The sequence below is a fragment of the Nocardia amamiensis genome, from assembly GCF_015477605.1.
GTDB classification, from domain to species: Bacteria; Actinomycetota; Actinomycetes; order Mycobacteriales; family Mycobacteriaceae; genus Nocardia; species Nocardia amamiensis_A.
On sequence record NZ_JADLQX010000016.1, the window covers coordinates 55,907 to 79,116 of the forward strand.

Here is a 23,210-nt window from a genome sequence, read left to right on the forward strand (position 1 = left end):
CGGTCAGCACTCGTCGGGAGCCTGGATCCCGCGCAGCCGATCGTCCAGCCAGATCATGGCCTCCGGATAACCGAGCGCCCCCGCAATGATGTGCTCACCGAGAACACTACGGTATATCGCGGGCACACCGAGGCGGCACTGTTCCCAGTACAGGTTGCGCGCGCCCTCGGCCGGGATCCAGAACTCCTGTTCCCCGTTGTAGATATAGAGCGGCGCCGCCGACTTCATCCCTTCCATCCTGGTCACCCGATAGACGTCCGCGGCCAGCGCCGAGTTCAGCGGATCCGGGTAGTTCGCCGCGACATCGATCGGCAGCATCAGCAGGCCGGCCAGTCCATAACTGCTGCCGCACATGTCCTTCACCGGCGAGGTCGCCACCCACTGGGCGAGATTGTTCATCCTGGCGAGGATTTCCGGCCGCTCGCGGCCGATCCCGAACACGGCGCCCATGAAAACCGCCGACGCGAGATTTCCGTTCATGCTGCGGGCCAGGATCTCGTAGTCCGCGGGCACCCCGCCCAGCGCGGCGCCCACGATCACATCCGCCAATTCCGGTGCGTAACTCGCGATCAGCTTCACCGCCCCATGGGTCGCGATGGCTCCGCCGGAATAGCCCGCCATACCGAACTTGCTGGTGCCGAACTCCTCCGGCAGCAGTTCACGAACCGCCCTGATCGAGTCGAGCACCGCGTGACCGGCCACGAACGGCTCGGCGTAGGCCATCGACGGACCCTCGTGGTCCGGGATCAGCACGGCGTATCCGCGCAGCGCCGCGATATGCGTTGTGGGCGGCACGAAGTCGGTGATGCTGGTGTCCGGGTGCAGTCCGTGGGCGAGGGTGTACCCCGGGGTGCAGACACGGCCGAGTGCGTCGATCGGCAAGTTGTTCACCACCACCGGCCGCGGGCCCGGGCCGGCCCAGGCTGCCGCGGGAACGACCAGCGTGGCCGTGGCGTACGACGGCGCGCCGTGCGCATCGGTCGTGCGGTACTTCACCAGCAGGGCGCGCTGGATCGGGAGCAGCATCAGCGGCGCGGTCGTCGCGCTGACGTCGCGGACCGCGATGACCTGACCCTCGATCAGCTCCTCGAGGTCAGCGGGACGGTGATCGAACATCGGGTCACCGACGGCCGCAGGCAGTGTGGCCAGGCGCAGCGCCGCCAGCGACGGCGATAATGTGGTGGCTTGCTGCGCCGGCGAACTCGACTCCGGCAGCGGCGCGATCGGCGGCGGTGGTATCACCCGATCGATGAGCTGTTGCAACTCGGGCAGCAGCCCACCGGGCGGCGGGAAGACGCCGGACACGTCGGGCAGCGGCGGCGCGGGCGCCGGCTCCGCGGCGGCAGGGCCGGCCAGGACCGAACCGGCGGCGAGCAATGCGACGGCAATGGCACGCAGGTATCTCATGGCACACGCCTTTGGGTGCGACGGCTATTTCTCTGGCACCCGGGCGTTGCGGCGTTCGACCCCCGAATCTCCCCCTGTCGGACCGGGAGCCAGGACGTCAGGCTACGTCAGTACCCGCAACTCGAGGCGGGAATGCGCTCGAGTTGTGTTGTCGCGTATCCATATCGCAACAACCGGGGCCGAGATCCATGCGGAGACAACGGGTCCGGCTCGGCCGTCGCGCGCTCGGTCAGCAGTTGCTCGGTGCGGGCTCCCCTCGGAACCGGGCGTCCAGCCAGCTCAGTGCCGCCGGGATGCCGAGGACCGCCGCCGTCAGGTGGTCGGGTACCGGGATCTGCTCGGATTGCACCCTGACACCGGCGGCACACCACCGCTTGTCGGTGTTGACCACCGAGTCGATCGGGATCAGACCGTCGATCGGCGAATGCCATTCGAACACCGGTGTCTTGGGCACACCGTCGTAGAGCTCGAGGCTGTTCTCCTCGACGACCGCACGCGCGGTGCTGTCGTTCATCATCGAGGTAGTCTTGGCGAAGTCCATCGCACCGCGGCCTGCGCCGGCGGCCAGGATGTCGTTGGTGCAGCTGTTGGCGATCTGCGCGCGAGCGGCCAAGCCCCGCTCGTTCAGCTGGTCGCTGAGCGGGAAGCGCTGCGGATATTCCCGTTCCAGCCCGAATCCCGCGGCGAGCGCGAGCCCGAACACCGGGTGCGGGTTCAGCCCGAGTCCCTCGAGCATCTTCACCAGATTCATCGGCACACCGCCCATGGCCGCACCGGCGATGTCCAGCTCCGGCGCGTATTTCGGCTGCAGGGCGGCCGCCCACGCGGTTGCCATACCGCCGCCCGAGTATCCGACCATGGACACCGGGCTGCGCTGCACTCCGAGTTCGGCGACCTGCTTCACGGCGCGAATGCCGTCCAGGGTGATCTGGCCGCCGAGTTTGGCCGCGCCGTAGGCGAAGTTCGGCCCGAGGTGGTCGGGCAGCGCGACGCTCCAGCCCCGCGCGAGCAGCACGTTCCAGCCCGGTGCTTCCCGCACGACCAGGTTCGGGTCACCGGTGTAGAGGACCCGCGAGACCGAGCACTCCGAGCCGAGCCCGTTGATGATGTGCTGGAACGACAGCAGCGGCCCGTCGGCACGGTGCGCCTTGGGGGTGAGCACCGTGGTGGTCGCGGCGATCGGCTTCCCCTCCGAGCTGGTCGACCGGAACCGCACCACGGTCACGGTGGTGTCCGGGAAGACCGCCAGCGGCGGCATCGCCCGGGTCGCGAGCACATCGCCCGGCTTGCGGTCGGCGATGTCCGCGGGTGTCGCGTAGAAGGGATCCGGATCCGGCTCCGGGAACAACGGCGCGCTGGTTGCCGCACCGGCCATGCTCACCACCAGCGCCAGGCCCGCGGCCATCGCGCCGATCGCACGTGCGAGACGTCGTCGCCCCACTCCCCTACCCAGCGAACGTGGGTCCTGACTCATCGAACGTGTGCCTCCTGATCGTCCAACGCTGTGACCATCCTTGGCAACATGACCCGCGTAAGGCACCCTTGCACCACGAACATGTTGACAATTCACAAGTTTGGGGTATCGAGCCGGTGGCCGCGACACTGCCCGGCTCGTGACTGTACCCCACCGCCGGGTGTCCGATCTGTGAAATTTCCAGCCGATAACCTGGAACATGTTCTCAGCATTGGCGGCGCTCTACCGTCAGTGGTACGGCGCGGTTGCCGCGCCGGCCGGAAGGAGACGGTGGCATGGACGGCACTGCGCAACGACTAGCTCACTGCGATGACACCCAGGAGACGCCGACCCGGCGGATCACTGTCTACTTCGACGGACCCACCCCTGAGGACGCGTTGATCCTCGAGTACGCGGCGACTGGGACCGAGGCGTGGGAGTTCACCTCGGCCGCCGCGCATGCCGGGCTCACCGTCACCGTTGACGGCGATGTCCGACCCGACCTGCGCAGGCTCCCCTGCCGCTCGCTCTGGCGCTGAGTACGCGAGCTCAGGGCCGATCCAGCACCGCACGCAGGAACGCGAGTGCGTCGGGAAACGCTTCGCGCGCCGCGCCCAGATGATCGCCGGGGTACCAGCCCACGCGCAGATCGGTTCCGGACGAGTGCAGCTGAGCGATCAGTTCCAGCGCCAGCGGCGCGGGAACCTCCAGGTCCGTCAGCCCCTGACCGAGAAACAGCGGCACCGAGTAACCGCTCGTCGGCACCCGCAGCATCGCCCGCAGTGCGGCGAGCAGGGCGGGATCGTCCAGCGGCCGCGACAGCATGGCGCCGATGCCGACACCGGACACCCTCGCGTCCGCCTCGACCGCGCACTCCGTTTCCACGATCCGCAGCACGTCAAGGCCCACCGGCGTCAGATACCCGTCGATATCGAGTTCCGGTGCGCTGGACCGCAGCCCCGCCAGCAGCATGCCGAAGTAGGCGGTGGTCTTCTGCAGCGGCAGCCGCGGCAGCCACGGCCCGGCGAGTCGAACCACCAGATCCAGATTCGACGGTGTCCCGGTGGCGGCCGCGCCGCGTAACTCCAGCTCTGGGGCGTCACCGGGCGCGAGCTGAGCGGTGAACATCGCCGCATGCCCGCCTTGGGACTGGCCGAACACCGCCCAGCGCGTGCCGAGGGAGGGGGCCACCGCGCGCGCGGCGCGCACGCCGTCGATAATGCTGCGCGCCTGCGCTGGACCGTCCAGATAGGGATGGATGCCGGGCGTGCCGAGCCCGACGTAGTCGGAGACCACGACCGCGTACCCGGCGCGCAGGAGATCCGGGTACACCGACGTCAGGTAATAATCCCGCGGTTGCAGCGTGAACGCGCAGTGGTCGGCGATGCCCGACGTGCCGTGCGCGTAGGCGACGATCGGCCACCCGCCGTGCGGCGACCTGCCTTCGGGCAAGTACAGCACGCCGGTGCTCTGCATCGGCCCGCGCGGGCCACGCGACCAATAGGTGAACCGCTCGGCTGTCACGGCTCCCTGCACATGTAATCGCCCAGCCAGTTCCACCAGTTCAGTCACGGTCCCCGGCGCCTCGCCCACTCGCGCCGCAGCGGGGCCGCCCAGCACGACCGTCATCGAGACCACGACCCCCGCCGCCCCCGCCATGATCCGTCCACAACGCATGACCGACTATCTCCAGCCCGAGCCGCACCGGCAAGCCACCACAATCGGTGGCCCGACCGCCTGCCTGCCCGCCGCGGCCGGCTCGCCATGCGGCGACGTCCGCCTTCGCTGCGCCGGGTGCGGGCTGGGACGGACCTCCTCCGGCCGCGCCCATTAAGCTCGAGAGAGCACGCCCGACGGTGCCGAGGAGAACACGGGAGGTTCGATCGTGGCGCAGCGGTACCCGCATCGCCTCGTCCTCTGGCGCCGGGCCGCCGCGGTGTTGTCGATCGGGCTGCTGTCATCGATGGCGTCTTGTGGTTCCGATGAGCCCACCTCCACGACGACCACCGCCACGCCCGTTCCACCGGCATACCCGTCGCCGACCCCGCTGGCCGCCGTGCCCACCGCCGACCCCTACGCGGGACAGCCGCTGGTGGACCACGTCACCTGGACCGAAACGATCGACGGCCCCCGGCTGCTCGTCGTTCCGACCCAAGCAGGGCGGCAGACCACCTTCCCCGGCTCCGACGAGCGGGCGTGGCAGGAGGTCCTGGCCCTCTCGGCGGACGCCGATGCGCCCGGTATGCGCGACCAGTTCCTCTGCCACTGGGCATGGGCGCGGCTTGTGCAACCGGACAAGCCGAGCTGGAATTTGGAACCCTGGCGTCCGGCGGTCGGTTATCCGGCCACCGTCGAAGCACGCTGCAATCCCGGCGGGCCCGAGCGCTAGCGCGGGCATCGCCCAGACGGAAAGGAGCGATTCCATGCGCGTCGTCATCGCGGGCGGACATGGGAAGATCGCGCTGCTGCTCGCCCCCTTGCTCACCGCGGACGGCCACGAGGTCGCCGCGCTGGTCCGCAATCCCGAGCACGCCCCCGAGGTGCGCGCCGCCGGCGCCGATCCGGTCGTGTGCGACTTGGAGAAGGTCGGCAGCGACGACCTGGCAGACGTCGTAAAAGGCGGCGACGCGGCGATTTTCGCCGCCGGCGCCGGTCCGGGCAGCAGCGTGGAACGCAAGTACACCGTGGATCTGGGCGGGTCGGTCCGGCTGGCCGAGACAGCCGAGCGGACCGGAGTGCGTCGATTCCTGCAGATCTCCACGATGGGCGCCGGTCGCCCGCCCGCGCCCGGCACCGACGAGGTGTGGGCCGCCTATGTCGATGCCAAGACCCAGGCCGAAGACGACGTGCGAGGACGGGACCTGGACTGGACCATCCTCCGTCCTGGCGTGCTGATCGACTCCCCTGGCGCCGGACTGGTGACTCTCGCCCCGCCGCCGGTCGGGCGCGCGAAAATCCCCCGCGCCGATGTGGCGGCCGTGCTGGCCGGGCTCCTGCCCGCCGCGCACACCTTCGGCACCACGCTCGAACTCGTTTCCGGCGACACTCCGGTTAGCCAGGCGATAGCGCAACTGGCCGACTGAGCCGGACGAACCTCGCTGCTGCCCTTGCCGATCGACCCAAACGGTCACGATGGGAGAACAACCGTGTTCAGTCGTATCGTCTCGATGAAGATCCGCCCCGGCTCCCGCGCCGAGTTCCTGGCGGCCATATCCCGCAGCGCCGACGCCTCCGTGCGGACCGAGCCAGGGTGTCTGCGTTTCGACATCTGCGCAGATCGGGTGGACCCCCACCGCTTCTTCCTGTACCAGCTCTACACCGACGACGAGGCGGCCGAGGCACACCGTTTCACGGAGCATTTCCTCGCCTGGCGGGAAGCGGCCGATCAATTCGTCGAGCCGGGTACACAGATCGATTACAGCACGGACGTCCTGTTCGGTCGCGAGTGAATTTTTCTCGCGAGCACCTTGTTCGCAAACTCACGCAGCCGAAATACCCACAGCGCACGTGCAATCGATCGTGCAGATGTGCTTGCATCTGAAAGGCGCAGCGACATAAACTCAGTGCCGCAACGCTTTACAGGGGACCACCAAGGGGAGGCGTGTTGGCGAGCCGAAGGCCGAAGTCGCCGCAGGTCCGTCGCCGCCGAACAGCAGGGGCATTCGAATGGAACAACCACTTGCCGGCGGCAGGCTCGGACCAGCCGACGCCGCACTGGCCGACCAGCCAGCGAGCGACAGAACTATGAGTACATACTCGGCCCGAAGCGGCCACACGACCACCACTTTCTCCCGGGAAACCGCCGTGGCGTATGTCATCGACGCCGTCGAATCCACCGGTGCGGCAACACGGCACGACTTCGACATAGAGCGGATCGTCACCACAGCACACGCTATGGCCGACGATTGGGATCTAGACGCATTACAGCCCGCGACGTTCTGGCGAATCGCCTCCAGCTGCATCAAGCAGTAAACCGCCGGCTCCGCTATCCGATGTCCGGCGGCCGCCGAAAAAGGTTGTGCCGTACCGAGTTCCGTCGCACACGCCCGACGCCCTGCGCAGCGTCGGCTGCGACCGGCGCCGGGCGTTCACCCATGTCCACTGTCAATGCGATCACCAGCATGTTGTAGCGAGAACATGCCGACGTCCACCGCCGATTCCGGGGTGGACGTCTCAGGTTGCCGGGCCGTTCGGCATGCCGCCGCGCGGTCTCAGCGACCGGCGGCGTACTGCGCGATGATCTCGATAGATTTGTCCGGGCGTTCGGCCTGGACGCTGAGCCGGTCCATGACCGACAGATAGAGCGCCAAGTCCTGGCGCCGTTCCAGATACAGCGCACTGGTCAGGTGTTCGAGATACACGATGTCGGGAAGTTCCGATTCCGCGAAACGCAGAATACTGAACGAGCTGCCCGCCGCGGCGTGCTCGCCCGCGGAATACGGCAACACCTGGATCGTCACGTTCGGCAAGTCGGCCAAGGTGATCAGATGCAGCATCTGCTCCCGGTGCACCTGCGCGCCGCCGACCGGCCGGTGCAACGCGGCCTCATCGATCACCGCCCAGACCACCGGCGGGTCCGGCCGGAACAGGATCTCCTGCCTGCGTTGCCGCACCGCGACCCGCCGATCCGTGTCGGCGTCGTCATACCCGAGCGCCACGACCGCCCTGGCGTATTCGGGTGTTTGCAGCAGGCCGGGCACAAGGTGCGCCTCGTAGGTGCGGATCTTGCTCGCGGCCTGCTCCAGACCGAGGTAGGTACCGAACCACTGGGGCAGCAGATCGTTGTAGCGATGCCACCACCCGGGCTCATTGGCCTGCCTGGCCAATTCGAGGAACGACTCGCGCTCCTCGGGATCGTGAACGCCGTACAGGGTCAGCAGGTCGCGGATGTCGCGTTCCTTGAAACCGGTACGGCCCAATTCGAGACGACTGATCTTGGCGTGTGAACCCCGGATCGCATCACCCGCTGCCTCGCGGGTGATGCCCTTCTTCTCCCGGAGCTTGCGCAGCTGGCCACCCAATGCGATGCGTAGCACGGTCGGACCACGTTCTGCGACAATGGATTGCACGTGGCCATCGTCATCGGGTTCAGCGATCATCGAGTTCGTCTCCGATACTCCGGGGTTGCCCACAGTGTGTCACAACCACCAGTCGCGAAGACACACCGCACCGACCGCTAATGCTACCGCTCAGCTAGTCAAATAGTCGAACTCACCGGCCTTCGCGCCGCGGACGAACGCATCGATCTCCGGCCGCGTATAGAACAGTACACCGCCTTCCGGATCCCGCGAGTTACGGACCGCGACCTGGCCATCGGACGCTTCGGCCAGCTCGACACAGTTGCCGCTCGGATTGCTGAAGGAACTCTTGCGCCAAGTTCCGATGATCTCGTTGGTGGATGTATCCGACATCTTGCCCACTCCTCGGTTCCCGCAGTTCGGCGAATCGGTTCGTGCAGATGCACGCTCAAACGTTCTTGCATTTGCACCAACACCGGACGATAGCACGAAGTTCGCCCCTTGCGCCCCTGCGCATTCGGGCCACGTGGGCGCAAATGTGAAACATGATCGCGTCGCTGCCAGAACACCGTGATCAGCCGCCGATCCCACCAGACGAGGGACCCCGAATCTTGTAGTGTCACAGTGCACATCGGATGTACCAGTCATTCGCGACACCCGCAGCGCCCACCCGCACGGCAGTGCCGCAAACACGTTTCGCGAGGAGTCCCTCATGCCCGACGACCACACCCCCCTCATCCGGACCGACATTCCGCACTCCGCGCGGATCTGGAACTACTGGATGGGCGGAAAGGACTACTACGAGATCGACCGCATCGCCGGCGACGCGGGCATCGAGGTCGACCCCGACATCACCACCATGGCGGTGCAGTCGCGCCAGTTCCTCATCCGCGCGGTGCGCTACCTCACGGGCGAGCAGGGCATCCGCCAGTTCCTCGATATCGGGACCGGCCTGCCCACCATGCAGAACACCCACGAGGTGGCCCAGAGCGTCGTGCCCGAGTCGCGGATCGTCTACGTGGACAACGACCCTCTGGTGCTCACCCACGCGCGGGCGCTGCTCACCAGCACGACGCCGGAAGGCGTGACCACCTACATCGACGCCGACTACCACGACCCCGAGCGAATCATCGCCGACGCCAAGAACGTCCTGAACTTCAACGAGCCGATCGGCGTGATGTTCATGGGCGTGCTCGGCCACGCGAAGACCTATGACGAGCTCCTGCGGATCGTCCGGACCGTGCTCGACTCGGTGCCCTCCGGCAGCTATCTGGTGATGTGGGACGGCACCGACGACAGCAAGGCGTATGTCACGCTGTGCGAGAACTACACCGGCACCGGAGGCACTCCTTATATTCCCCGCCCCCAGGCCCAGATCAAGGCCGTGTTCGACGGTTTGGAGTTGGTGGAGCCAGGTTTCGTGTCCATTACTCAGTGGCGCCCGTCCGAGACCCAGGTGGGTGAGGTCCGTCCGATCTCGGCCTATGGCGCGGTCGCCCGCAAGCCGTAAGGCCCCTGAACGCCAAACCGCAAGCGGCACAGCGGCGATCGCCGGTACGAGACCGGCGATCGCCGCCGCTTTTTTCTGCAACCGATCGTGCAGATGTACTTGCATCTGTAAGTGCCGCAGGCATAGACTCGGATATGAAATCAGGGAGGTACGCAGGGAGTTCGATCCCGCGTCGCCAGCAGGTCAGCCTCCCATCCGCACGTTGGACGCAAGGGGCAGTCGAATGATCCAGCCATTCCGAACTCCCCATCCGGTTGCCGTCATCGATGGCGCCGGCGCCGAGCCCCTGCGCCGATACCCGGCACCGGATTTCGCCATGTCCGACTGCTCCGCGGAGCCACGCGGCCTCACCTATCGGCAGGCCCGCGACATCCTCACCGCCCATGAGGTCCACGGACCACAGTGCAGGCAGTGGCTGGCTGCCGCCGCCTACCTATCCGCCGGACTGGACGACGAGTAGATCCCTAAACGCCTGGCAAGCAAGAGTTCTGGCCTGCCCTCTCCCCCTGGACCGCAGGCTACGTGGCGCACCGGCTGCGAAGGACGTCCCGAGTCGACCCAGCAGCTCATCCGGCAATGTTCTAGGTCGCCATCGATCTCAGCGATCACTCCCCGCGGACACGACCGTTTCGTATAGTGATCCGATCGACTCGGGCACCATTTATCGCACGCCTGATGTGGCATTTGGAGCGAACTCGTCATGACCTACTCCGCGTTGGACCTGTCCGCTGGCTCGTCCGACCCGGCGCTGGAGATCGGCGGACAGCCGGCTTCGGTGCCGCTCCAGAACACCGACCGCGTCGCCTCCCGCATGGTCGGATACCTAGAGAACAACATGGCCCCCTGCCGGACGCTGCCCGGCGAGCATTTACGCGGAGACGTCACCAAACTCACCCGAAGCTGTCTCAGCCTGGCCGCCGAGATGCTCGACCGGCGCGCCGTGCCGGACGACGAACAGCTCGGCGCGGTGCGCGCGGCCGCGACCCGCTGGGCCCGCGAGGGCGTGCCGCTCAGCACCATCCTGCGCGCATACCACGAGGGGCTGCGGATCGCGCTCGGCCTGGTCACCGCGCGAGCCGAGGCGGATGACGTCGGCGAGGTGCTGATTGCCACCGACCTCATCCTCGAGCTCCTGGAGGCGATCACCGCAGCGGTGTCGGACGCCTACGTCGAGGAGCAGCACTTGGTCGCCAAGGAACACCAGACCGCGGCGCAGACGCTCGCCTCGGCACTGCTCAGCGGTCGCGGCAGCTCGGCATTGGCACGACAGACCGGCATTCCGATCGCGGAGTCCTATCAGGTTGTCGCGCTGTCGATTCCGGAACACCCGGACGAGCGCGATCCACGCGTCGACGGGAACGTCGCCGCGCGCCGCAAGCTACGCAGGCTGCAGTCGGAGCTGGCCACCGTGTTCGCCTCACGCGCGCTCGCGCTGCTCAGCATCAAGGGCGGCACCCTGCTCATACCGCTCGGCGACGAGGCCGAGAGCGCCCTCACCGACGCGACGCTCGACCTGTTGGCCATCGCGGCCGAGGTCCCGCTCACCGCGACGGTGGTGGCCAGCGAGACCGACCAGATACCCGAGTCCGCCGATCAGGCCCACGAGCTGCTCAATCTGGTCCGCGTCGGCGACAGACCGCCCGGTCTCTATCAGATGTCGGATCTGGCCGTCGAATACCAGCTCACCCGTGGGGGCCCGGCGACCCGGCGGATCGCGACCATCCTCGATCCGCTCGACGCCCATCCCGAACTGTTCGACACCATGCGCGCCTACCTCGGCAACGACATGAACCGCCAGCTCACCGCACGCCAGCTCTACGTGCACCCGAACACCGTCGACTACCGGCTGCGGCGCATCGCGCAGCTGACCTCGATCGACCTGGCGACCTCGGCGGGTATCTCGCAGGCGGCGATCGCGCTGCTGGCGCGCGACCTCGACCGCAGCGTCGCCCGGCGCCTCTGAGGCCCGCGCCGTGACCGAATCGTGGCCTGTAACGGATTCGTGCTGGTCACCGGGCCGCGAACTTGCGATCCTTGAAGTGCCGCGACGTCTGGATGGTGAAATATGCGAATTTCGGAGATCCTGCGCAGGAAGGGCAGCGACGTAGCCACGGTCGCACCCGACACGACGGTGCGCACGCTGCTCGCCGCGCTGGCCGAGCGGAATATCGGCGCGGTGGTCGTCTCACCGGACGGGAATGCGATCGCGGGCATCGTCTCCGAGCGCGACGTGGTGCGCAGTCTGCACGCCCGCGGTGCGGACCTGCTGGACACGCCCGTCTCGGAGATCATGACCGCCGACGTGCGCACCTGCGCCCTCGACGACCGGGTCGACGGCCTGCGCCGGATCATGACCGAGCACCGCATCCGGCACCTGCCCGTGGTGCACGAGGGCAGGCTGGTGGGCATCGTCAGCATCGGCGATGTGGTGAAGAGCGCGATCTCCGAACTGGCGGACGAACGCGAACACCTCGTCGAGTACCTGCAGGGCCGGTACTAGTACTTGCTGAGGTCGCCCAGATCGGCCGAGAGCCAGTGCTCCGGCCGCAGATAGACCGCGACCTGCTCACCGAAGGCCTCGGCCGCCTTCAGGTAGCCGTCGACCGATTCGGCGGGCAGATACCGCGCGGCCATTTCGCGGTGCATCTCGTCGGTCATCGGAGTGATCCGGGTGACCGGCCCCTCCACACTCACATACCGGACGGTCGGCTCGAGCTGCTGCACCATCAGGGTGAAGCGACCAGCCTCGCGGAGCAGTCGCATCTTCTGCGACTCCGGGCCGGTCAGCACCCACACCTCTGCGCCGGGACGGTACTGGTACCAGATCGGGACGGTCAGCGGGCCACGACCGGCGCCCGCGGACACCGAGAACGCCGCGATGTGCGGCTGCGCGAGAAACTCTTGACGCTCTTCCAAGGTCAACGGCATGTGGGCCAGGCTAGTCGTGAAAGCCGTTGTCCACGACAAAACTTCGTAGTCCGTACCAAAAATGCGTATCGTGGGTGGCGTCCGAGCAGCCGATGAAGGGAGCGTCACGTTGCGGTCCCCTGCCTCGAGATCGCCGATCACGCGGGCGGAGGCTCTCCGGCTGTCGGCAGCATCCGCGCCGGCCCCTGCCGCGGTGCGGTCGCTGTTCCCCGCGCTCGCCGACGCCACCGAGATCTATCTCGACAGCGCCGCGACAACGCAGAAACCGCTGCCGGTCATCGAGACGATCCACCGCTATCACAGCGGCGGCACCGCCAACGTGGGACGCGGCACCTACCCGTGGGCCACCGGCCTCACCGCGCGGATCGCCCGCGTCCGGGAGCGGGCCGCCGCCTTCATCGGCGCCGAGCATCCGGACGAGGTGGTCTTCACCGGCGGAGCCACCGCGGCGCTGAACGCCGTCGCACTGTCCTGGGGCCTGGCCGCGCTCGCCGACGGCGACGAAATTCTTTACAACGCTACTGATCACGCCTCGAACGTGTATCCGTGGCTGCATCTGCAGGGGCTGCTCGCCCGATTCGGGCGCCGCATCGAGCTGATCCCCTACCGGGTGACCGGCGCCGGTGAGGCGGACACCGACGACATCCTGGCCAGGATCACGCCGCGGACCCGGCTGATCACGGCCAGCCATCTGCACCACGTTTTCGGCGGGCTGAGCACACTGGAGGAACTGCGCGGGCGCATCGACCCCGCCATCCTGCTGTGCTTCGACTGCTCGCAGAGCGGCGGGCATCTCCCGGTCGACGTGACCGCGCTCGGCGCGGATTTCGCGATCTTCGCCGCGCACAAGATGTTCGGCACGCCGGGCACCGGAATCCTGTACTGCCGCAGGCGCGTGCACGACCGCCTCGTGCCGTTCCTGCCCGGCGGCAACTCCGGCGTGCGGCCGGACGCGACCGGACTGACCGCGGGGACGATGCCCGAACTCCTGGAGGGCGGCACCCCCAACATCCCCGGCATCCTGGCGCTCGGCAGCGCGCTGGAAGTGCTGGAGTCCTTCGGCGTCGGCGCCATCGCGGTGCACAACCGCACCCTCACCCGGCGCCTGATCGACGGATTGCGACCGGTTCCCGGCGTCGAGTTCCTGCCCGGCCCCGCGCATGCGGCGTGCGCCGTCGGCTACGGCATCGTCTCGTTCACGCTGAACGGGATCTCGGCCACCGACCTGGGATTCGTGCTGAGCGAGCTGGGTTTCCTGGTGCGCACCGGCGCGCACTGCGTCCCCGCCGATGACGACGGCGCGGGCTCGGTGCGGATCAGCACGCACATCTACAACACGCCCGACGAGATCGACCGGTTCGTCGCGTGCGTGCAGTCCGTCGCCGAGGAGGTCACGTGAACACCGACACCCCGAGCTACGACCGGCGGGCCGCGTCCCGGGTGCTGGCCGAGCTGGCGCAGCCGGGGCTGTTCACCGCGGCGACGCCGCCTCCTCCGCCGCCGCGTCGCTTCGAATTCACTTGTGCTGCATTACGTCCGGAGGCAGGCAGCCGTCTCACGTATTCGCAGCGGCTGTATCTGGAGCGGTTCATGCGGCCGTGCCGCGCGGATCAGGTGACCAGCGCTACGCACCGGATCGCCTGGACCGACAGCGACGGCATCCCGAATACGGGACATTTCCGCACCGACGGCCTCGGCCCCTCGGTGCCGATCGCGATGCGCGAGACCGTTCTGGCACTGTGGCACGAGCTGGACGCGGATCCCGGTTTCGCCCAGCGTGTCTCGACGCTGGGACCGCGGGAGAACGCGGTGCTCGCGGGCACCACCACCGATCACGATCCGCGCGACATCTTCCGGGTCGGCGTCGAAGCCGCCGGGCGCGCGCTGGCCCAGCACGCGCTGGTGGCCGGGCAGACCCCTTATCGCGATCCCGCTGAATTCGCCAGAGCCATGCGCGATTCCGGTCTGTTCGCCGCGGTTGCGACCCGCTGGTACTGGGAGTTGCAGGCGTCGACCTATCGGCGCGGCATGATTCCGGTCGGCCTCGTCGCGCAGCCCGACGGCACCGTCCGCTACTCGGCGGAGACGGTGGCGACGCTGCGGGCGATGAAGGACGCCACCATCGCCGACGCGCACGCCGTCATGCACCGCGCCACCACCGCCGAGGGCCGCACGGTCGCGGAGGCGATCGCCAAGTACCACGACGATCTCGACCTGATCTCCCGGCAATACGCGCTGCTGCCCGCCGGAAACCACCCCGCCTGCCTGGCGGCCATGCCGCATCAGCTCGACAGCGGGCACTACAGCATTCTCCCCGGGCTCGTCGACCGGTTCGTCACCGTGTTCACCGAGATCGTCGATCGCTGCGAGGTCATAGAGGTGAGCGCCGAACTCGACGAGGCGACCGCCGACCGCGCCGCCACCGCCGAGGACCAGGTGTTCTACGTGCCCGACATGACCTGCAAGCATTGCGTCCGCACCATCGGCGGAGTGCTGGAAGCAATGGACGTCCGCGTGCTCCACATCGATCTGGACAGCAAGCGCGTGGTCGCGGAGTTCCGCAGCCCGCGCAACCGGGCCAGGGCATTCGAGGCGATCCGGGACGGCGGCTACAACCCGGTCGCGGAGCAGCCGGCCGTCGCCGCGCGGACAGCGGCCACCGAACCATCGGAAGCCGCGGTGTGACGGGATGGCCTCCGGCGCTACCGGCGAAGCTGCATCCGCTGGTACGCGCCTTCCTCGACGCGCCAGGCGCCGTGGCCGGAACGCTCGCGCGGTTCGGCTCTCCGGCGCACCTGGTGTTCCCTCAGGTCTACGCGGACAATCTCGCCGACTTGCGCGCCGTGCTGGAGCGCAGGCTGCCGCGACACCGAATCTGTTATGCGCACAAGGTGAATCAGTCCCGCTCGTTCGTGCGCACCGCGGAGCGCGCCGGCATCGCCATCGACGTGGCATCACCGTTCGAACTCGCCGGCGCACTCGACGCCGGGTTCGATCCGGCGCGCATCGAGGTCACCGGCCCGAAGGGCGAGTCCTTTCTGCGGGATATCGCCGGCCGCGGGGTGACCGTCAACGTGGACAACCTATGGGAACTCGGCCGGATCGCCGAGCTGGCTGCCGAAGGCACGAAAGTCCCTCTGCTGCTGCGCCTCTCCGGATTCGAAGCCGGACAGGTGAGCCGGTTCGGCGTTCCGCTCGCGCAGCTGGGGCAGGCATTCGACCTGTTGTCGGCGCATCGCGGGCGGCTGGCGTTCCTCGGCTTCGCCTTTCACCTCGACTCCGGCGATCTCGGCGAGCGGGTTCGGGCGATCGACGCCTGCCTCCGCGCGATCGAGCAAGCCTACGATCGCGGGCTTGCGCCGTCGGTGCTGGACATCGGCGGCGGATTCCGTCAAGTGTTCACCGCCGACGCCGAGCGGTTCGACGCGTACGTGCTCGCGCTGCGCGAATCGCTGCTCGGGCGCGGCGAGCCGATGAGCTGGGGCAGCAATACCTTCGGCTATCACGTCGCGGGTGGCGCCGTGCACGGGACGCCGGTGTTCCACAAGTACGCCAACACCATCCCGGCCGCACGCATGCTCGACGACCTGCTGGCCGCGCCGCTGGAGCGGCACGCAGGGCGGACGGTGGCGCAGGTGGCGGGCGACAACCTGCTGGATGTGTGGCTGGAGCCGGGCAAGGCGCTGGTCGACCACGCGGGCATCACGGTGGCCACGGTCGAGTTCGTCAAGGAGGTCGCCGACGGCAGCGTCCTGGTGCACGTCGATCTCAGTCGCGATTCGGTGACGCCCGCCGATCAAGAAGTCATGGTCGATCCGCTCCTGCTGCCCACCGATGCCGCCGAGCTCCGCCGCGGACCGGTCGGGGTGTACGTAGCCGGACGACTGTGCTTGGAACGCGACCTGATCACCAATCACAAAGTGTGGCTGCAGGCCGAGCCCAGGCCCGGTGATGCGATCGTGTTCCCGAATACGGCCGCCTACCATATGGATTTGTCCGCAGCCACGGCGTCGATGCATCCGCTGCCGGTGAAACTCGCCGTCACCCGGAACACCGACGACTTCCAGGTCGTCCCCGACGCGGACTATGAACCCGACGCACGCGTCGAACCGTCGCGGCCCCACCGTGCCGCGCCACCCGAACACCGCCCCACCAGGCCGGTCCGATCCGTCGAGGCTTCCTGATGCGCTACGACCACATCACCGAACTCATCGGCAACACCCCCCTGCTCCGGCTCGATCCCGCGGTGCACGGGCTGGCGAACGTCGAGCTCTACGCGAAGCTGGAGTCGCACAACCCGTTCGGCTCGGTCAAGGACCGGGTGGCCTGGGGGATGCTCCGCGACGACCTGGACGAGATCCGCGCGAGCGGTCAGGCGCTCATCGAGGCCTCCAGCGGCAACACGGCCAAAGCGCTGCGCGTTCTCGGTGCGGTACACGGCGTCGGCCTGCGGGCGGTGACCAATCGGATCAAGGTGGCCGAGGTCCGTGACCTGCTGGAGCTGTTCGGCACCGAGATCGTGGAACTGCCCGGACTTTCCGAATGCCCGGACCCGACCACACCGAACGACGTCTACTCGGTGATCGAGTCGACCATGGCGCAGCGGCCCGGCGCGTACCGCCATCTGTCGCAGTACACCAACGAGAAGAACGTCGAGGCGCATTATCAGGGCACCGGCCGGGAGATCCACGAGGACCTCGCCGGCGATGGCATCACCAGGATCGATTACCTGATCGGCGGGCTCGGCACCACCGGCTCGACCCGCGGCGCCGCCACCTACCTGCGCAAGCACAATCCCGAATTGCGGACCGTCGCGGTGGTCTCCGAACGGTCGGACTTCATTCCCGGGATCCGGTCCGAAAGCGAGATGTGGGACGTCGGACTGTTCCAGCCCGATTTCTACGACTCGATCGTCACCGTGGCCGCAGGCGACGCCGTGGACGCCACGCTGCGGCTGGCGACCGGATACGGTGTGCTGGCCGGGCCGACCAGCGGCGCCAGCTACGCCGCCGCGCTGGAAGCGCTCGGCGCGCTGGATCTTTCGGCAGTCGACTCGGAGGATCCGATCGTCGCGGTGTTCATCGTCTGTGACCGGCTCGAGCCGTATCTGTCGTACGTCAAGAAGCGCAGGCCGGAGCTGTTCGGCCGCGCCGAACGCGAGGCGGACCCGACCGCGCAGGAACTGGCCGCGACACCGGTCCTGACCCCAGAACAACTCGCCGAGCTGGACCGGACCGGCCGCCCGACCATCGTGGACACCCGCGGCGCGATGGCCTACCGCATCGGCCATGTCCCCGGCGCACTCAACATCCGCGACGACCAGCTCGACGACATGTTCGGTCACGGCATCCCGTTTCCACGGTCGCGTCCGGTGGTTTTCGCCTGTCCCGTCGGCGAGCTGTCGCTGCGGTTCGCCGCGCGGGCCCGGCGGGCCGGATACGACGCCGCCAGCCTGGCGGGCGGCGTCGTCGCGTGGCGCGACGCGGGACTGCCTTTGGAGCGCGGCTGACCTTCGGGAGGCCGCACTGGGCTGCTATCGCACCGCGATCGGACCAGGGGCGTGCCCCAGCAATGGAGCGACCGGACCGCAGTAGCCGGTAGCGAACAATTCGACTGTGGCCGTGAACAATTCGACGAATGCCGTCGCGGTACCGCGCTCGAAGAGCGCGGTCGGATAGATGAAAACGCCGTCGATGCCCGCGGGCGCGCCCACCCGGTCGTAGCGGTCCACCAAGCCGAACTCGAGATCGTGCTTGGCGCGGATCACGCCGGTGTCGATCTCGGTGACGGTCAGTTCGCCGCCGGTGCCGGCCGGCTGGGCGGCCGCACCGCGCTGGAGGATGAGCGTCGCCTGGAACAGCGGGCAGCTCGCGTCTTGCAGCAAACAGCGTTTCAACCGCTGATTCGGGGTGTCGGGGTGGGCGAACGCGGCCAGCGCCACCCTGCGCACCTGGTCGAGCAGCTCGTCCACGTCGCCGGCGCGGTCGAGACGCACACGCAACAGCACATCGTCGGCGAAGTTGCCGACCAGGTCGTCCAGCAGGCGATGATCGCGGCCGGCCACCGCGGTCGCCACCGTGACGTCGTCGCTGCCGGAGAACGCGCCGACCGCCACCGCGAACGCTGCTTGCAGCACCATGAACAGGCTGGCTCGCGCTTCGCGGGCTCGCTCCAGCAACGCCCGGTGCACGTCGGGGCCGAACGCCACCGGCGCGGTTGCCCCGGCGCCTGTCCTGCCCGTCCTTCGGGCCGGACGCGGGCGATCGCACGGGAATTCGAGCACCGCGGGCCGACCGGCCAGCGTGTTGGCCCAGTAGCGCAGCTGTTGGGTGGCGCGACTCCATTCGTCCGAATAGTCGCCGAGCTGGGCGTGTTTCCACAGGGTGTAGTCGACGTAGTCGATCGGGAGCGGCGTCCAAGCCGGTGCGGCGCCCGCTGCCCTGGCGAGATATGCGGTGACGAGGTCGCGCAGCAATGGGGCCACCGACCGGCCGTCGATCGAGATATGGTGCACGACCAGAACCAGCACGATGTCGTGCGGACCGAGCACGCACAACCGTGCCCGCAGGGGAAGGCCGGCCGCCAGGTCGAATTCGCGTGCGGCGAATTCCGCGATGCGGTGTGGCAGTTCGGCTTCGGTGACCGCGACGAATTCGGGCGGCACAAGGGCCTCGGCCGCCGGGACGACCACTTGGGCCGGACCGGAAGCGGTCTCCGGATAGCGGGTGCGCAGCGGTTCGTGCCGGGCGACGACGTCACCGATCGCCGCGACGAGTGCCTCCGGTCGCAGCCTTGGTCCGGACAAGCGCACCGCCCGTGCCACATTCCAGTCACTCGAGTTCCCGGCCCGCGCGGCGTGCCACATCCGTTCCTGCGCGGGCGCCAGCGGCACGTGCGCCGGACGCGGACCGCGAGCCAGCAGCACGGGAGGCCGTGGCGGCGGAACAAGCCGCACCGCTGGTCGTGCACCGCGGGCCCAGACGGGCCGCAGGCCGGCGCCGATCGGCTCGGACAAAATCTCCGCAGCGGAGTTGTTCACGCGCCGTTTCCTCCACCACAGAACCACCGATAGACCCGGGGACGGTAACCGGCTCGAGTAAACCTTCAGTTACCGCACCGTGACCGCAGGGAATCCGTTTCGGCAAGCCCGCGCTGCGCGGGCCGGTGAGCGCCGCGCCGGGCACGCCGCCGGGGCACTATCGTTGGGCCGTGCAGACAGGTCAGGAAGCAGACGGAGACGCCGGCCCACGAATCTGGGGTGGAACGACGCTCACCGAGCGCAGAGAGGCGCGCCGGGCGGCGCTGCTGGAGGCCGCGCTCGATCTGATCGGCGAGTCGGGCGCCAGCGGGGTCACCATGCGCGCGGTCTGCCGCAAGGCGGGCCTCACCGACCGCTACTTCTATGAGAGCTTCGCCAGCCGAGACGAGCTGCTCGACGTGCTCTACCGTCAGGTCGCCGATGAATTCCTGAAGCCGATGACGGCCTTCGCCGCCACCGACGACCCGTCCCGTGATCGCGCCCTGTCGGAAATCCTGGTGGACAAGGTGCTGGCCGACCCACGCAAGTCGCGGCTGTTCCTGGTCGAGCCGTACTCGAGCACCGGTCTCGGCCAGACCACCTTCGCCGTGATGCCGGTGTTCACCAGGATCATGCAGGACCATCTGTTCGCCCACATCGATGACCCGGTCCAGCGCAGGCTCGCGGCGGTGACGATGGCCAGCGGCAACGCGGGCATGTTCTCGGCGTGGCTCAATGGGTCGTTGCGCGCTTCCCGGGAGCAGATCATCGACCACTGCGTCGCGACACTCACCGCCTACCGCTCGCTGTACCGCTCCGGACGCTTCTAATCCCCGGAGCGGCCCCGCCAGTAGACCAGGGTGTTCTTGGTCCGGATGGTAGCGGTGTGATTGGGCCCGAGGGCGCGCAGCTCCGCGACGAGCAGCACCTCGAGTTCGGCGATGGCGCGCGGGAGGTCCCCGTCGCGGGCGCGGCAGGCGGCGAGATCGTTGCGGGTATCCAAGGTGTCCGGATGTTCGGGCCCGAGCACGCGCAGCCGGTCGGTGAGCAGTTTCTCCAGGTCGGCGATCGCGCCCGCGAGGTCGCCGCTGTCGGCGCGATAGGTGGCCACCCGCCCGCGGGTCAGCAGGGTGTCGGGGTGCTCCGGGCCGAGCACCCGCAGCCGGTCGGCGAGCAAGCGGGTGAATTCGGCGCCCGCCCCGGCCAGGTCACCGCTGCGGGCACGGAACGCAGCGAGGTTGTTGCGGGCGCCGAGCGTCTCGGGGTGGTCGGGACCGCGTACGCGCAGATAGTCGGCAACCAGCTGTTCGAATTCGGCGCGCGCGCCGTCGAGATCGCCGCTGTCGGCACGCCAATACGCCAGGCTGTTGCGGGTACGCAGGGTGTCCGGATGGTCCGGCCCTTGGACCCGGGCGCGGTCGGCGCGCAGCTGCTCGAAAAGTGCGATCGCACCGGCAAGGTCGCCGATGTCACCTCGATTCGATGCGAGATGGGTTCTGGTGCGCAAGGTTTCGGGATCGTCGGGCCCCAGCAGGCGGAGCTGGTCGGCGAGCAACCGCTCGAACTCCGCGCCCGCGCCGGTGTGGTCGCCGCAGTGGGCGCGGTAGCTGGCCAGTCGGTCCCGGGTGTTCAGCGTGTTCAGGTCGTCGGGGCCGAATACGCGCAGGCGGTCGGCGAGCAGCCGCTCGAAATCGGCGATGGCACCGACCAGATCGCCGCTCTCGGCGCGGTGGAAAGCGCACCGAGAGCGGGTGGTGAAGGTGTCGGGGTGGTCGGGGCCGAGTGCCGCGACGAAGTCGGGCAGCCATGCGGCCCACAGGTCGCGGTCGTCGGCCGATCTCCCGGTCTCCAGCTTCACCAGGAAGTCGATGGCCAACGCGGAATCGCCGTAGGCCAGGCAGTGGCGCACCGCGGCACCGCGCGCGTAGTCGGCGGCGCGGTCGCTGGAGGTGGACTGGATCGCCGCGACGAGGGCGCGGTGCGCGTTCATGAGAGAAACGCCCAGCCTGCGGCATTCGCGATCCAGGGCGGGCAGGAACGCGCCGTGGCTCACGCCGAGCGACTCGCGGGCGGTGCCGGGGTGACTGCGGATGACCAGTGCTCCGAGATTCACCGCGATGTCGCGGATCCGGGCGGTGCCGAGGTCGACCCCCGACGACGCCAGTGCCGCGTCCAGCAACTCCAAAGGCAACACCGGGCCCACCCCCGCCGCCACGAGCACGCCCAGCAGAGCTCCGGTCGCCTGGGCGGTTTCGGAAGCGAGCGGCCGCATCGCGGTCTCCAACCGCAGCGCGACCACGCTGTCGAGACCGATCCCCGCTGCGACGGCGCCGTCGGTCAGTCGCCCGGCCACCTCCAGCAGGAGCCGCGCCAGCAACCAACCGCCCGACACGACGCGCGAACCACTCTTGTCCGTCGGCGTCTCGGCCAGCAGCCGCTGGATCCAGCCGATCCAGTCGACCGGGCCGATCGGCGCCGTCCCGCGGGCCGTCTCCACCACCGCGGCGATGTCGTCGGCACCCGGTTCGGCGACCTCGATCCGATGCATATGCGCCAGCGCCGGATCGTCCTCGACGCCGGTACCCGGCCGGATGCCCGCGATCACGCGCACGTGCCGCAGATCCTCCCGCCGGGTCAGATCGGCGATCGCGGCGACGAGCAGCCGCCTGGTGCCCTCCTGCGGGTGGTTGAGCCCGTCGAACACCAGGGTGACGCGGCGGCCCGCGGTGGATAGTCGCGTCAGCGGATGACGGACCATGGTGTCGAAGATGTCGGACTCGTCCCTGGTCCGATGGCTGCGCGCCGCCTGGGACGCCTCGGTGAAGCCGGGCATGCGCGCACCGAGCTGCGCGGCCAGCTCCGCGGCGACCGACTCCACCGAGCTGTTCACCGTCAGGAATACCGCGGCGGTGATGTATTCGGGGGTCACGGCGAGCCCGTCGACCAGGCTGGGGCGGATCAGCAAGGCCAGCAGCGTCGATTTGCCCACCCCCGCCGGCCCCAGCACCGCCCGGAGCCGATAACTGCCCGCGTCGACGATCGCGGCGAGATTCTCGCGCACGTCGGGGGTCAGCAGCAGTCTTCTGGTCAGCTGGTCGACGAAACCCGCGGCGGAACGCCCGCTCACCGCGTCCCGGTGGCGCGCGGTGTTCGGTACCAGCCACAACCCCGGGTCGACACCCTCCTCTGTCGACACCGCCCCGGAGTTGAACGAAAGATGTTGCGGCTGTTGCTGCGTGCACTGCACCGCGACCGGGTCGACCAAGTCCGAGGCAAGCAGGTTCTCCCCGCGCAGCGGCAGCCCGGTGTCGAAGGTGGCCAGCATGGTCCTGGTGAAGCATCCGGAGAACGCGGGCCCATCGCCGGAGGCGACCAGCAGCTCCATCCGCCCGCCCGCCTGCGCCAGCAGATCGGTCCACCGGCGCGCCGCGCCCTGCACGCCCTGCCCGGCCTCGCACGCGTCGACGAGCATCACCAGCCCGTCGAGCGCCGCGCGATCGAGCCGCTCCCTGATCTCCTGGGTCAGGTGAAACGCGTTGTGCGAGTTGGGCGCCGACGGCGAATCGTGGCCGAGCAGGTAGAAGTCCTCCGCATTGGTCGACACCCCGTGTCCGATGAAACCGAGCAGCAGCGTGGCCTGGCGCTCCGACGCCGCCGCGAACGCCGCGTCCACCGCGGCGAACAATTGCGCCGCAGTGGGATTCAGGACCGGCCCGTCGAACTCGGTCGCCGACCGCCAACCGCCCACCTCGATCAGACTCGTGTACAGCCCGGTGGCGAGTTCCTCGGTGAACCCCAGTTCCCCCAGTGCCGCACATTCCGAACCCACCACCAGCGCGAGACGCCCTCCCATGCGAAAAACATACCTGCGCGGGC

At 68.5% G+C, this 23,210-nt stretch carries 22 protein-coding genes; 14 read left to right on the forward strand and 8 right to left on the reverse strand.

The genetic code is table 11. The features are described from left to right. Positions 1-3 precede the first annotated feature (3 nt). Both IU459_RS21455 and IU459_RS21460 read right to left on the reverse strand, forming a co-directional pair. Positions 4-1,407 (reverse strand): lipase family protein, encoded by a 1,404-nt coding sequence (locus tag IU459_RS21455; RefSeq protein ID WP_195131346.1) that lies wholly within the window; start codon positions 1,405-1,407, stop codon positions 4-6. A gap of 229 nt (positions 1,408-1,636) precedes the next feature. Next, a complete protein-coding gene (locus IU459_RS21460; RefSeq protein ID WP_195131470.1) occupies positions 1,637-2,812 on the reverse strand; it encodes a lipase family protein in 1,176 nt (391 codons plus the stop codon). Between the two features lie 344 nt (positions 2,813-3,156). Between IU459_RS21460 and IU459_RS21465 the strand changes: the two genes are divergently transcribed. Beyond that, positions 3,157-3,399, forward strand: a complete 243-nt coding sequence (locus tag IU459_RS21465; RefSeq protein WP_195131347.1) for a hypothetical protein — start codon at positions 3,157-3,159, stop codon at positions 3,397-3,399. Positions 3,400-3,409: 10 nt separating this feature from the next. Here the strand turns inward: IU459_RS21465 and IU459_RS21470 are convergent, their stop codons facing one another. Further along, positions 3,410-4,519 carry a lipase family protein gene (locus IU459_RS21470; protein ID WP_228838282.1) on the reverse strand — a complete coding sequence of 370 codons (1,110 nt, stop codon included), beginning with the start codon at positions 4,517-4,519 and terminating at the stop codon, positions 3,410-3,412. Between the two features lie 226 nt (positions 4,520-4,745). Between IU459_RS21470 and IU459_RS21475 the strand changes: the two genes are divergently transcribed. The 4 genes from IU459_RS21475 (at position 4,746) to IU459_RS21490 (ending at position 6,832) form a co-directional block, all read left to right on the forward strand. Beyond that, positions 4,746-5,249, forward strand: a complete 504-nt coding sequence (locus IU459_RS21475; RefSeq protein ID WP_324198968.1) for a DUF2599 domain-containing protein — start codon at positions 4,746-4,748, stop codon at positions 5,247-5,249. A 34-nt stretch (positions 5,250-5,283) separates the two neighbouring features. Continuing rightward, a complete protein-coding gene (locus IU459_RS21480) occupies positions 5,284-5,943 on the forward strand; it encodes an SDR family oxidoreductase (RefSeq protein WP_195131348.1) in 660 nt (219 codons plus the stop codon). 63 nt (positions 5,944-6,006) lie between these two features. Then, entirely contained in the window at positions 6,007-6,309 is a 303-nt protein-coding gene (locus IU459_RS21485; protein WP_040778103.1) for a putative quinol monooxygenase, read from the forward strand. 295 nt (positions 6,310-6,604) lie between these two features. Continuing rightward, on the forward strand, positions 6,605-6,832 hold the full coding sequence (locus IU459_RS21490; protein WP_228838283.1) for a hypothetical protein: 228 nt from the start codon (positions 6,605-6,607) through the stop codon (positions 6,830-6,832). A 239-nt stretch (positions 6,833-7,071) separates the two neighbouring features. On the opposite strand, the gene IU459_RS21495 is transcribed toward IU459_RS21490, so the two are convergent. After that, on the reverse strand, positions 7,072-7,959 hold the full coding sequence (locus IU459_RS21495) for a helix-turn-helix domain-containing protein (RefSeq protein ID WP_195131350.1): 888 nt from the start codon (positions 7,957-7,959) through the stop codon (positions 7,072-7,074). 90 nt (positions 7,960-8,049) lie between these two features. Then, a complete protein-coding gene (locus IU459_RS21500) occupies positions 8,050-8,271 on the reverse strand; it encodes a DUF397 domain-containing protein (RefSeq protein WP_195131351.1) in 222 nt (73 codons plus the stop codon). A gap of 319 nt (positions 8,272-8,590) precedes the next feature. Here IU459_RS21500 and IU459_RS21505 point away from each other — a divergent pair, with 319 nt between their 5' ends. From IU459_RS21505 to IU459_RS21520, 4 genes are all read left to right on the forward strand, one after another. Further along, positions 8,591-9,388: an SAM-dependent methyltransferase gene (locus IU459_RS21505; protein ID WP_195131352.1), complete on the forward strand. Its 798-nt coding sequence runs from the start codon at positions 8,591-8,593 to the stop codon at positions 9,386-9,388. A gap of 223 nt (positions 9,389-9,611) precedes the next feature. After that, a complete protein-coding gene (locus IU459_RS21510; protein ID WP_195131353.1) occupies positions 9,612-9,848 on the forward strand; it encodes a hypothetical protein in 237 nt (78 codons plus the stop codon). 240 nt (positions 9,849-10,088) lie between these two features. After that, entirely contained in the window at positions 10,089-11,351 is a 1,263-nt protein-coding gene (locus IU459_RS21515) for a PucR family transcriptional regulator (protein WP_195131354.1), read from the forward strand. Between the two features lie 102 nt (positions 11,352-11,453). Continuing rightward, on the forward strand, positions 11,454-11,888 hold the full coding sequence (locus IU459_RS21520; RefSeq protein WP_195131355.1) for a CBS domain-containing protein: 435 nt from the start codon (positions 11,454-11,456) through the stop codon (positions 11,886-11,888). Here IU459_RS21520 and IU459_RS21525 read toward each other — a convergent pair. Continuing rightward, a complete protein-coding gene (locus tag IU459_RS21525) occupies positions 11,885-12,316 on the reverse strand; it encodes a pyridoxamine 5'-phosphate oxidase family protein (RefSeq protein ID WP_195131356.1) in 432 nt (143 codons plus the stop codon). The genes IU459_RS21520 and IU459_RS21525 overlap by 4 nt on opposite strands. A 193-nt stretch (positions 12,317-12,509) precedes the next feature. Here IU459_RS21525 and IU459_RS21530 point away from each other — a divergent pair, with 193 nt between their 5' ends. Genes IU459_RS21530 through IU459_RS21545 form a run of 4 tightly spaced genes read left to right on the forward strand, consistent with a single transcriptional unit; the run spans position 12,510 to position 17,825 of the window. Beyond that, positions 12,510-13,715: an aminotransferase class V-fold PLP-dependent enzyme gene (locus IU459_RS21530; protein ID WP_324198969.1), complete on the forward strand. Its 1,206-nt coding sequence runs from the start codon at positions 12,510-12,512 to the stop codon at positions 13,713-13,715. Next, on the forward strand, positions 13,712-15,001 hold the full coding sequence (locus IU459_RS21535) for a heavy-metal-associated domain-containing protein (RefSeq protein WP_195131358.1): 1,290 nt from the start codon (positions 13,712-13,714) through the stop codon (positions 14,999-15,001). The genes IU459_RS21530 and IU459_RS21535 overlap by 4 nt, the downstream gene beginning before the upstream one ends. Next, a complete protein-coding gene (locus IU459_RS21540) occupies positions 14,998-16,500 on the forward strand; it encodes a decarboxylase (RefSeq protein ID WP_195131359.1) in 1,503 nt (500 codons plus the stop codon). The genes IU459_RS21535 and IU459_RS21540 overlap by 4 nt, the downstream gene beginning before the upstream one ends. Then, complete coding sequence (locus tag IU459_RS21545; protein WP_195131360.1) at positions 16,500-17,825, forward strand: pyridoxal-phosphate dependent enzyme; 1,326 nt, start codon at positions 16,500-16,502, stop codon at positions 17,823-17,825. Before IU459_RS21540 ends, IU459_RS21545 begins: the two co-directional genes overlap by 1 nt. 24 nt (positions 17,826-17,849) lie before the next feature. On the opposite strand, the gene IU459_RS21550 is transcribed toward IU459_RS21545, so the two are convergent. Continuing rightward, entirely contained in the window at positions 17,850-19,355 is a 1,506-nt protein-coding gene (locus IU459_RS21550) for a condensation domain-containing protein (RefSeq protein ID WP_324198970.1), read from the reverse strand. A 170-nt stretch (positions 19,356-19,525) separates the two neighbouring features. On the opposite strand from IU459_RS21550, the gene IU459_RS21555 reads away from it, so the two are divergent. Continuing rightward, positions 19,526-20,164: a TetR/AcrR family transcriptional regulator gene (locus IU459_RS21555; RefSeq protein WP_195131361.1), complete on the forward strand. Its 639-nt coding sequence runs from the start codon at positions 19,526-19,528 to the stop codon at positions 20,162-20,164. Here the strand turns inward: IU459_RS21555 and IU459_RS21560 are convergent. Continuing rightward, positions 20,161-23,187: a tetratricopeptide repeat protein gene (locus IU459_RS21560; protein WP_195131362.1), complete on the reverse strand. Its 3,027-nt coding sequence runs from the start codon at positions 23,185-23,187 to the stop codon at positions 20,161-20,163. The genes IU459_RS21555 and IU459_RS21560 overlap by 4 nt on opposite strands. Positions 23,188-23,210 lie beyond the last annotated feature (23 nt).

What these genes read in the sequence shown, in the direction of transcription:
- IU459_RS21455 (WP_195131346.1), bottom strand. Translation starts at nt 1,407, where the DNA reads ATGAGATACCTGCGTGCCATTGCCGTCGCATTGCTCGCCGCCGGTTCG.
- IU459_RS21460 (WP_195131470.1), bottom strand. Translation starts at nt 2,812, where the DNA reads ATGGCCGCGGGCCTGGCGCTGGTGGTGAGCATGGCCGGTGCGGCAACC.
- IU459_RS21465 (WP_195131347.1), top strand. Translation starts at nt 3,157, where the DNA reads ATGGACGGCACTGCGCAACGACTAGCTCACTGCGATGACACCCAGGAG.
- IU459_RS21470 (WP_228838282.1), bottom strand. Translation starts at nt 4,519, where the DNA reads ATGGCGGGGGCGGCGGGGGTCGTGGTCTCGATGACGGTCGTGCTGGGC.
- IU459_RS21480 (WP_195131348.1), top strand. Translation starts at nt 5,284, where the DNA reads ATGCGCGTCGTCATCGCGGGCGGACATGGGAAGATCGCGCTGCTGCTC.
- IU459_RS21490 (WP_228838283.1), top strand. Translation starts at nt 6,605, where the DNA reads ATGAGTACATACTCGGCCCGAAGCGGCCACACGACCACCACTTTCTCC.
- IU459_RS21495 (WP_195131350.1), bottom strand. Translation starts at nt 7,959, where the DNA reads ATGATCGCTGAACCCGATGACGATGGCCACGTGCAATCCATTGTCGCA.
- IU459_RS21500 (WP_195131351.1), bottom strand. Translation starts at nt 8,271, where the DNA reads ATGTCGGATACATCCACCAACGAGATCATCGGAACTTGGCGCAAGAGT.
- IU459_RS21505 (WP_195131352.1), top strand. Translation starts at nt 8,591, where the DNA reads ATGCCCGACGACCACACCCCCCTCATCCGGACCGACATTCCGCACTCC.
- IU459_RS21510 (WP_195131353.1), top strand. Translation starts at nt 9,612, where the DNA reads ATGATCCAGCCATTCCGAACTCCCCATCCGGTTGCCGTCATCGATGGC.
- IU459_RS21515 (WP_195131354.1), top strand. Translation starts at nt 10,089, where the DNA reads ATGACCTACTCCGCGTTGGACCTGTCCGCTGGCTCGTCCGACCCGGCG.
- IU459_RS21520 (WP_195131355.1), top strand. Translation starts at nt 11,454, where the DNA reads ATGCGAATTTCGGAGATCCTGCGCAGGAAGGGCAGCGACGTAGCCACG.
- IU459_RS21525 (WP_195131356.1), bottom strand. Translation starts at nt 12,316, where the DNA reads ATGCCGTTGACCTTGGAAGAGCGTCAAGAGTTTCTCGCGCAGCCGCAC.
- IU459_RS21545 (WP_195131360.1), top strand. Translation starts at nt 16,500, where the DNA reads ATGCGCTACGACCACATCACCGAACTCATCGGCAACACCCCCCTGCTC.
- IU459_RS21560 (WP_195131362.1), bottom strand. Translation starts at nt 23,187, where the DNA reads ATGGGAGGGCGTCTCGCGCTGGTGGTGGGTTCGGAATGTGCGGCACTG.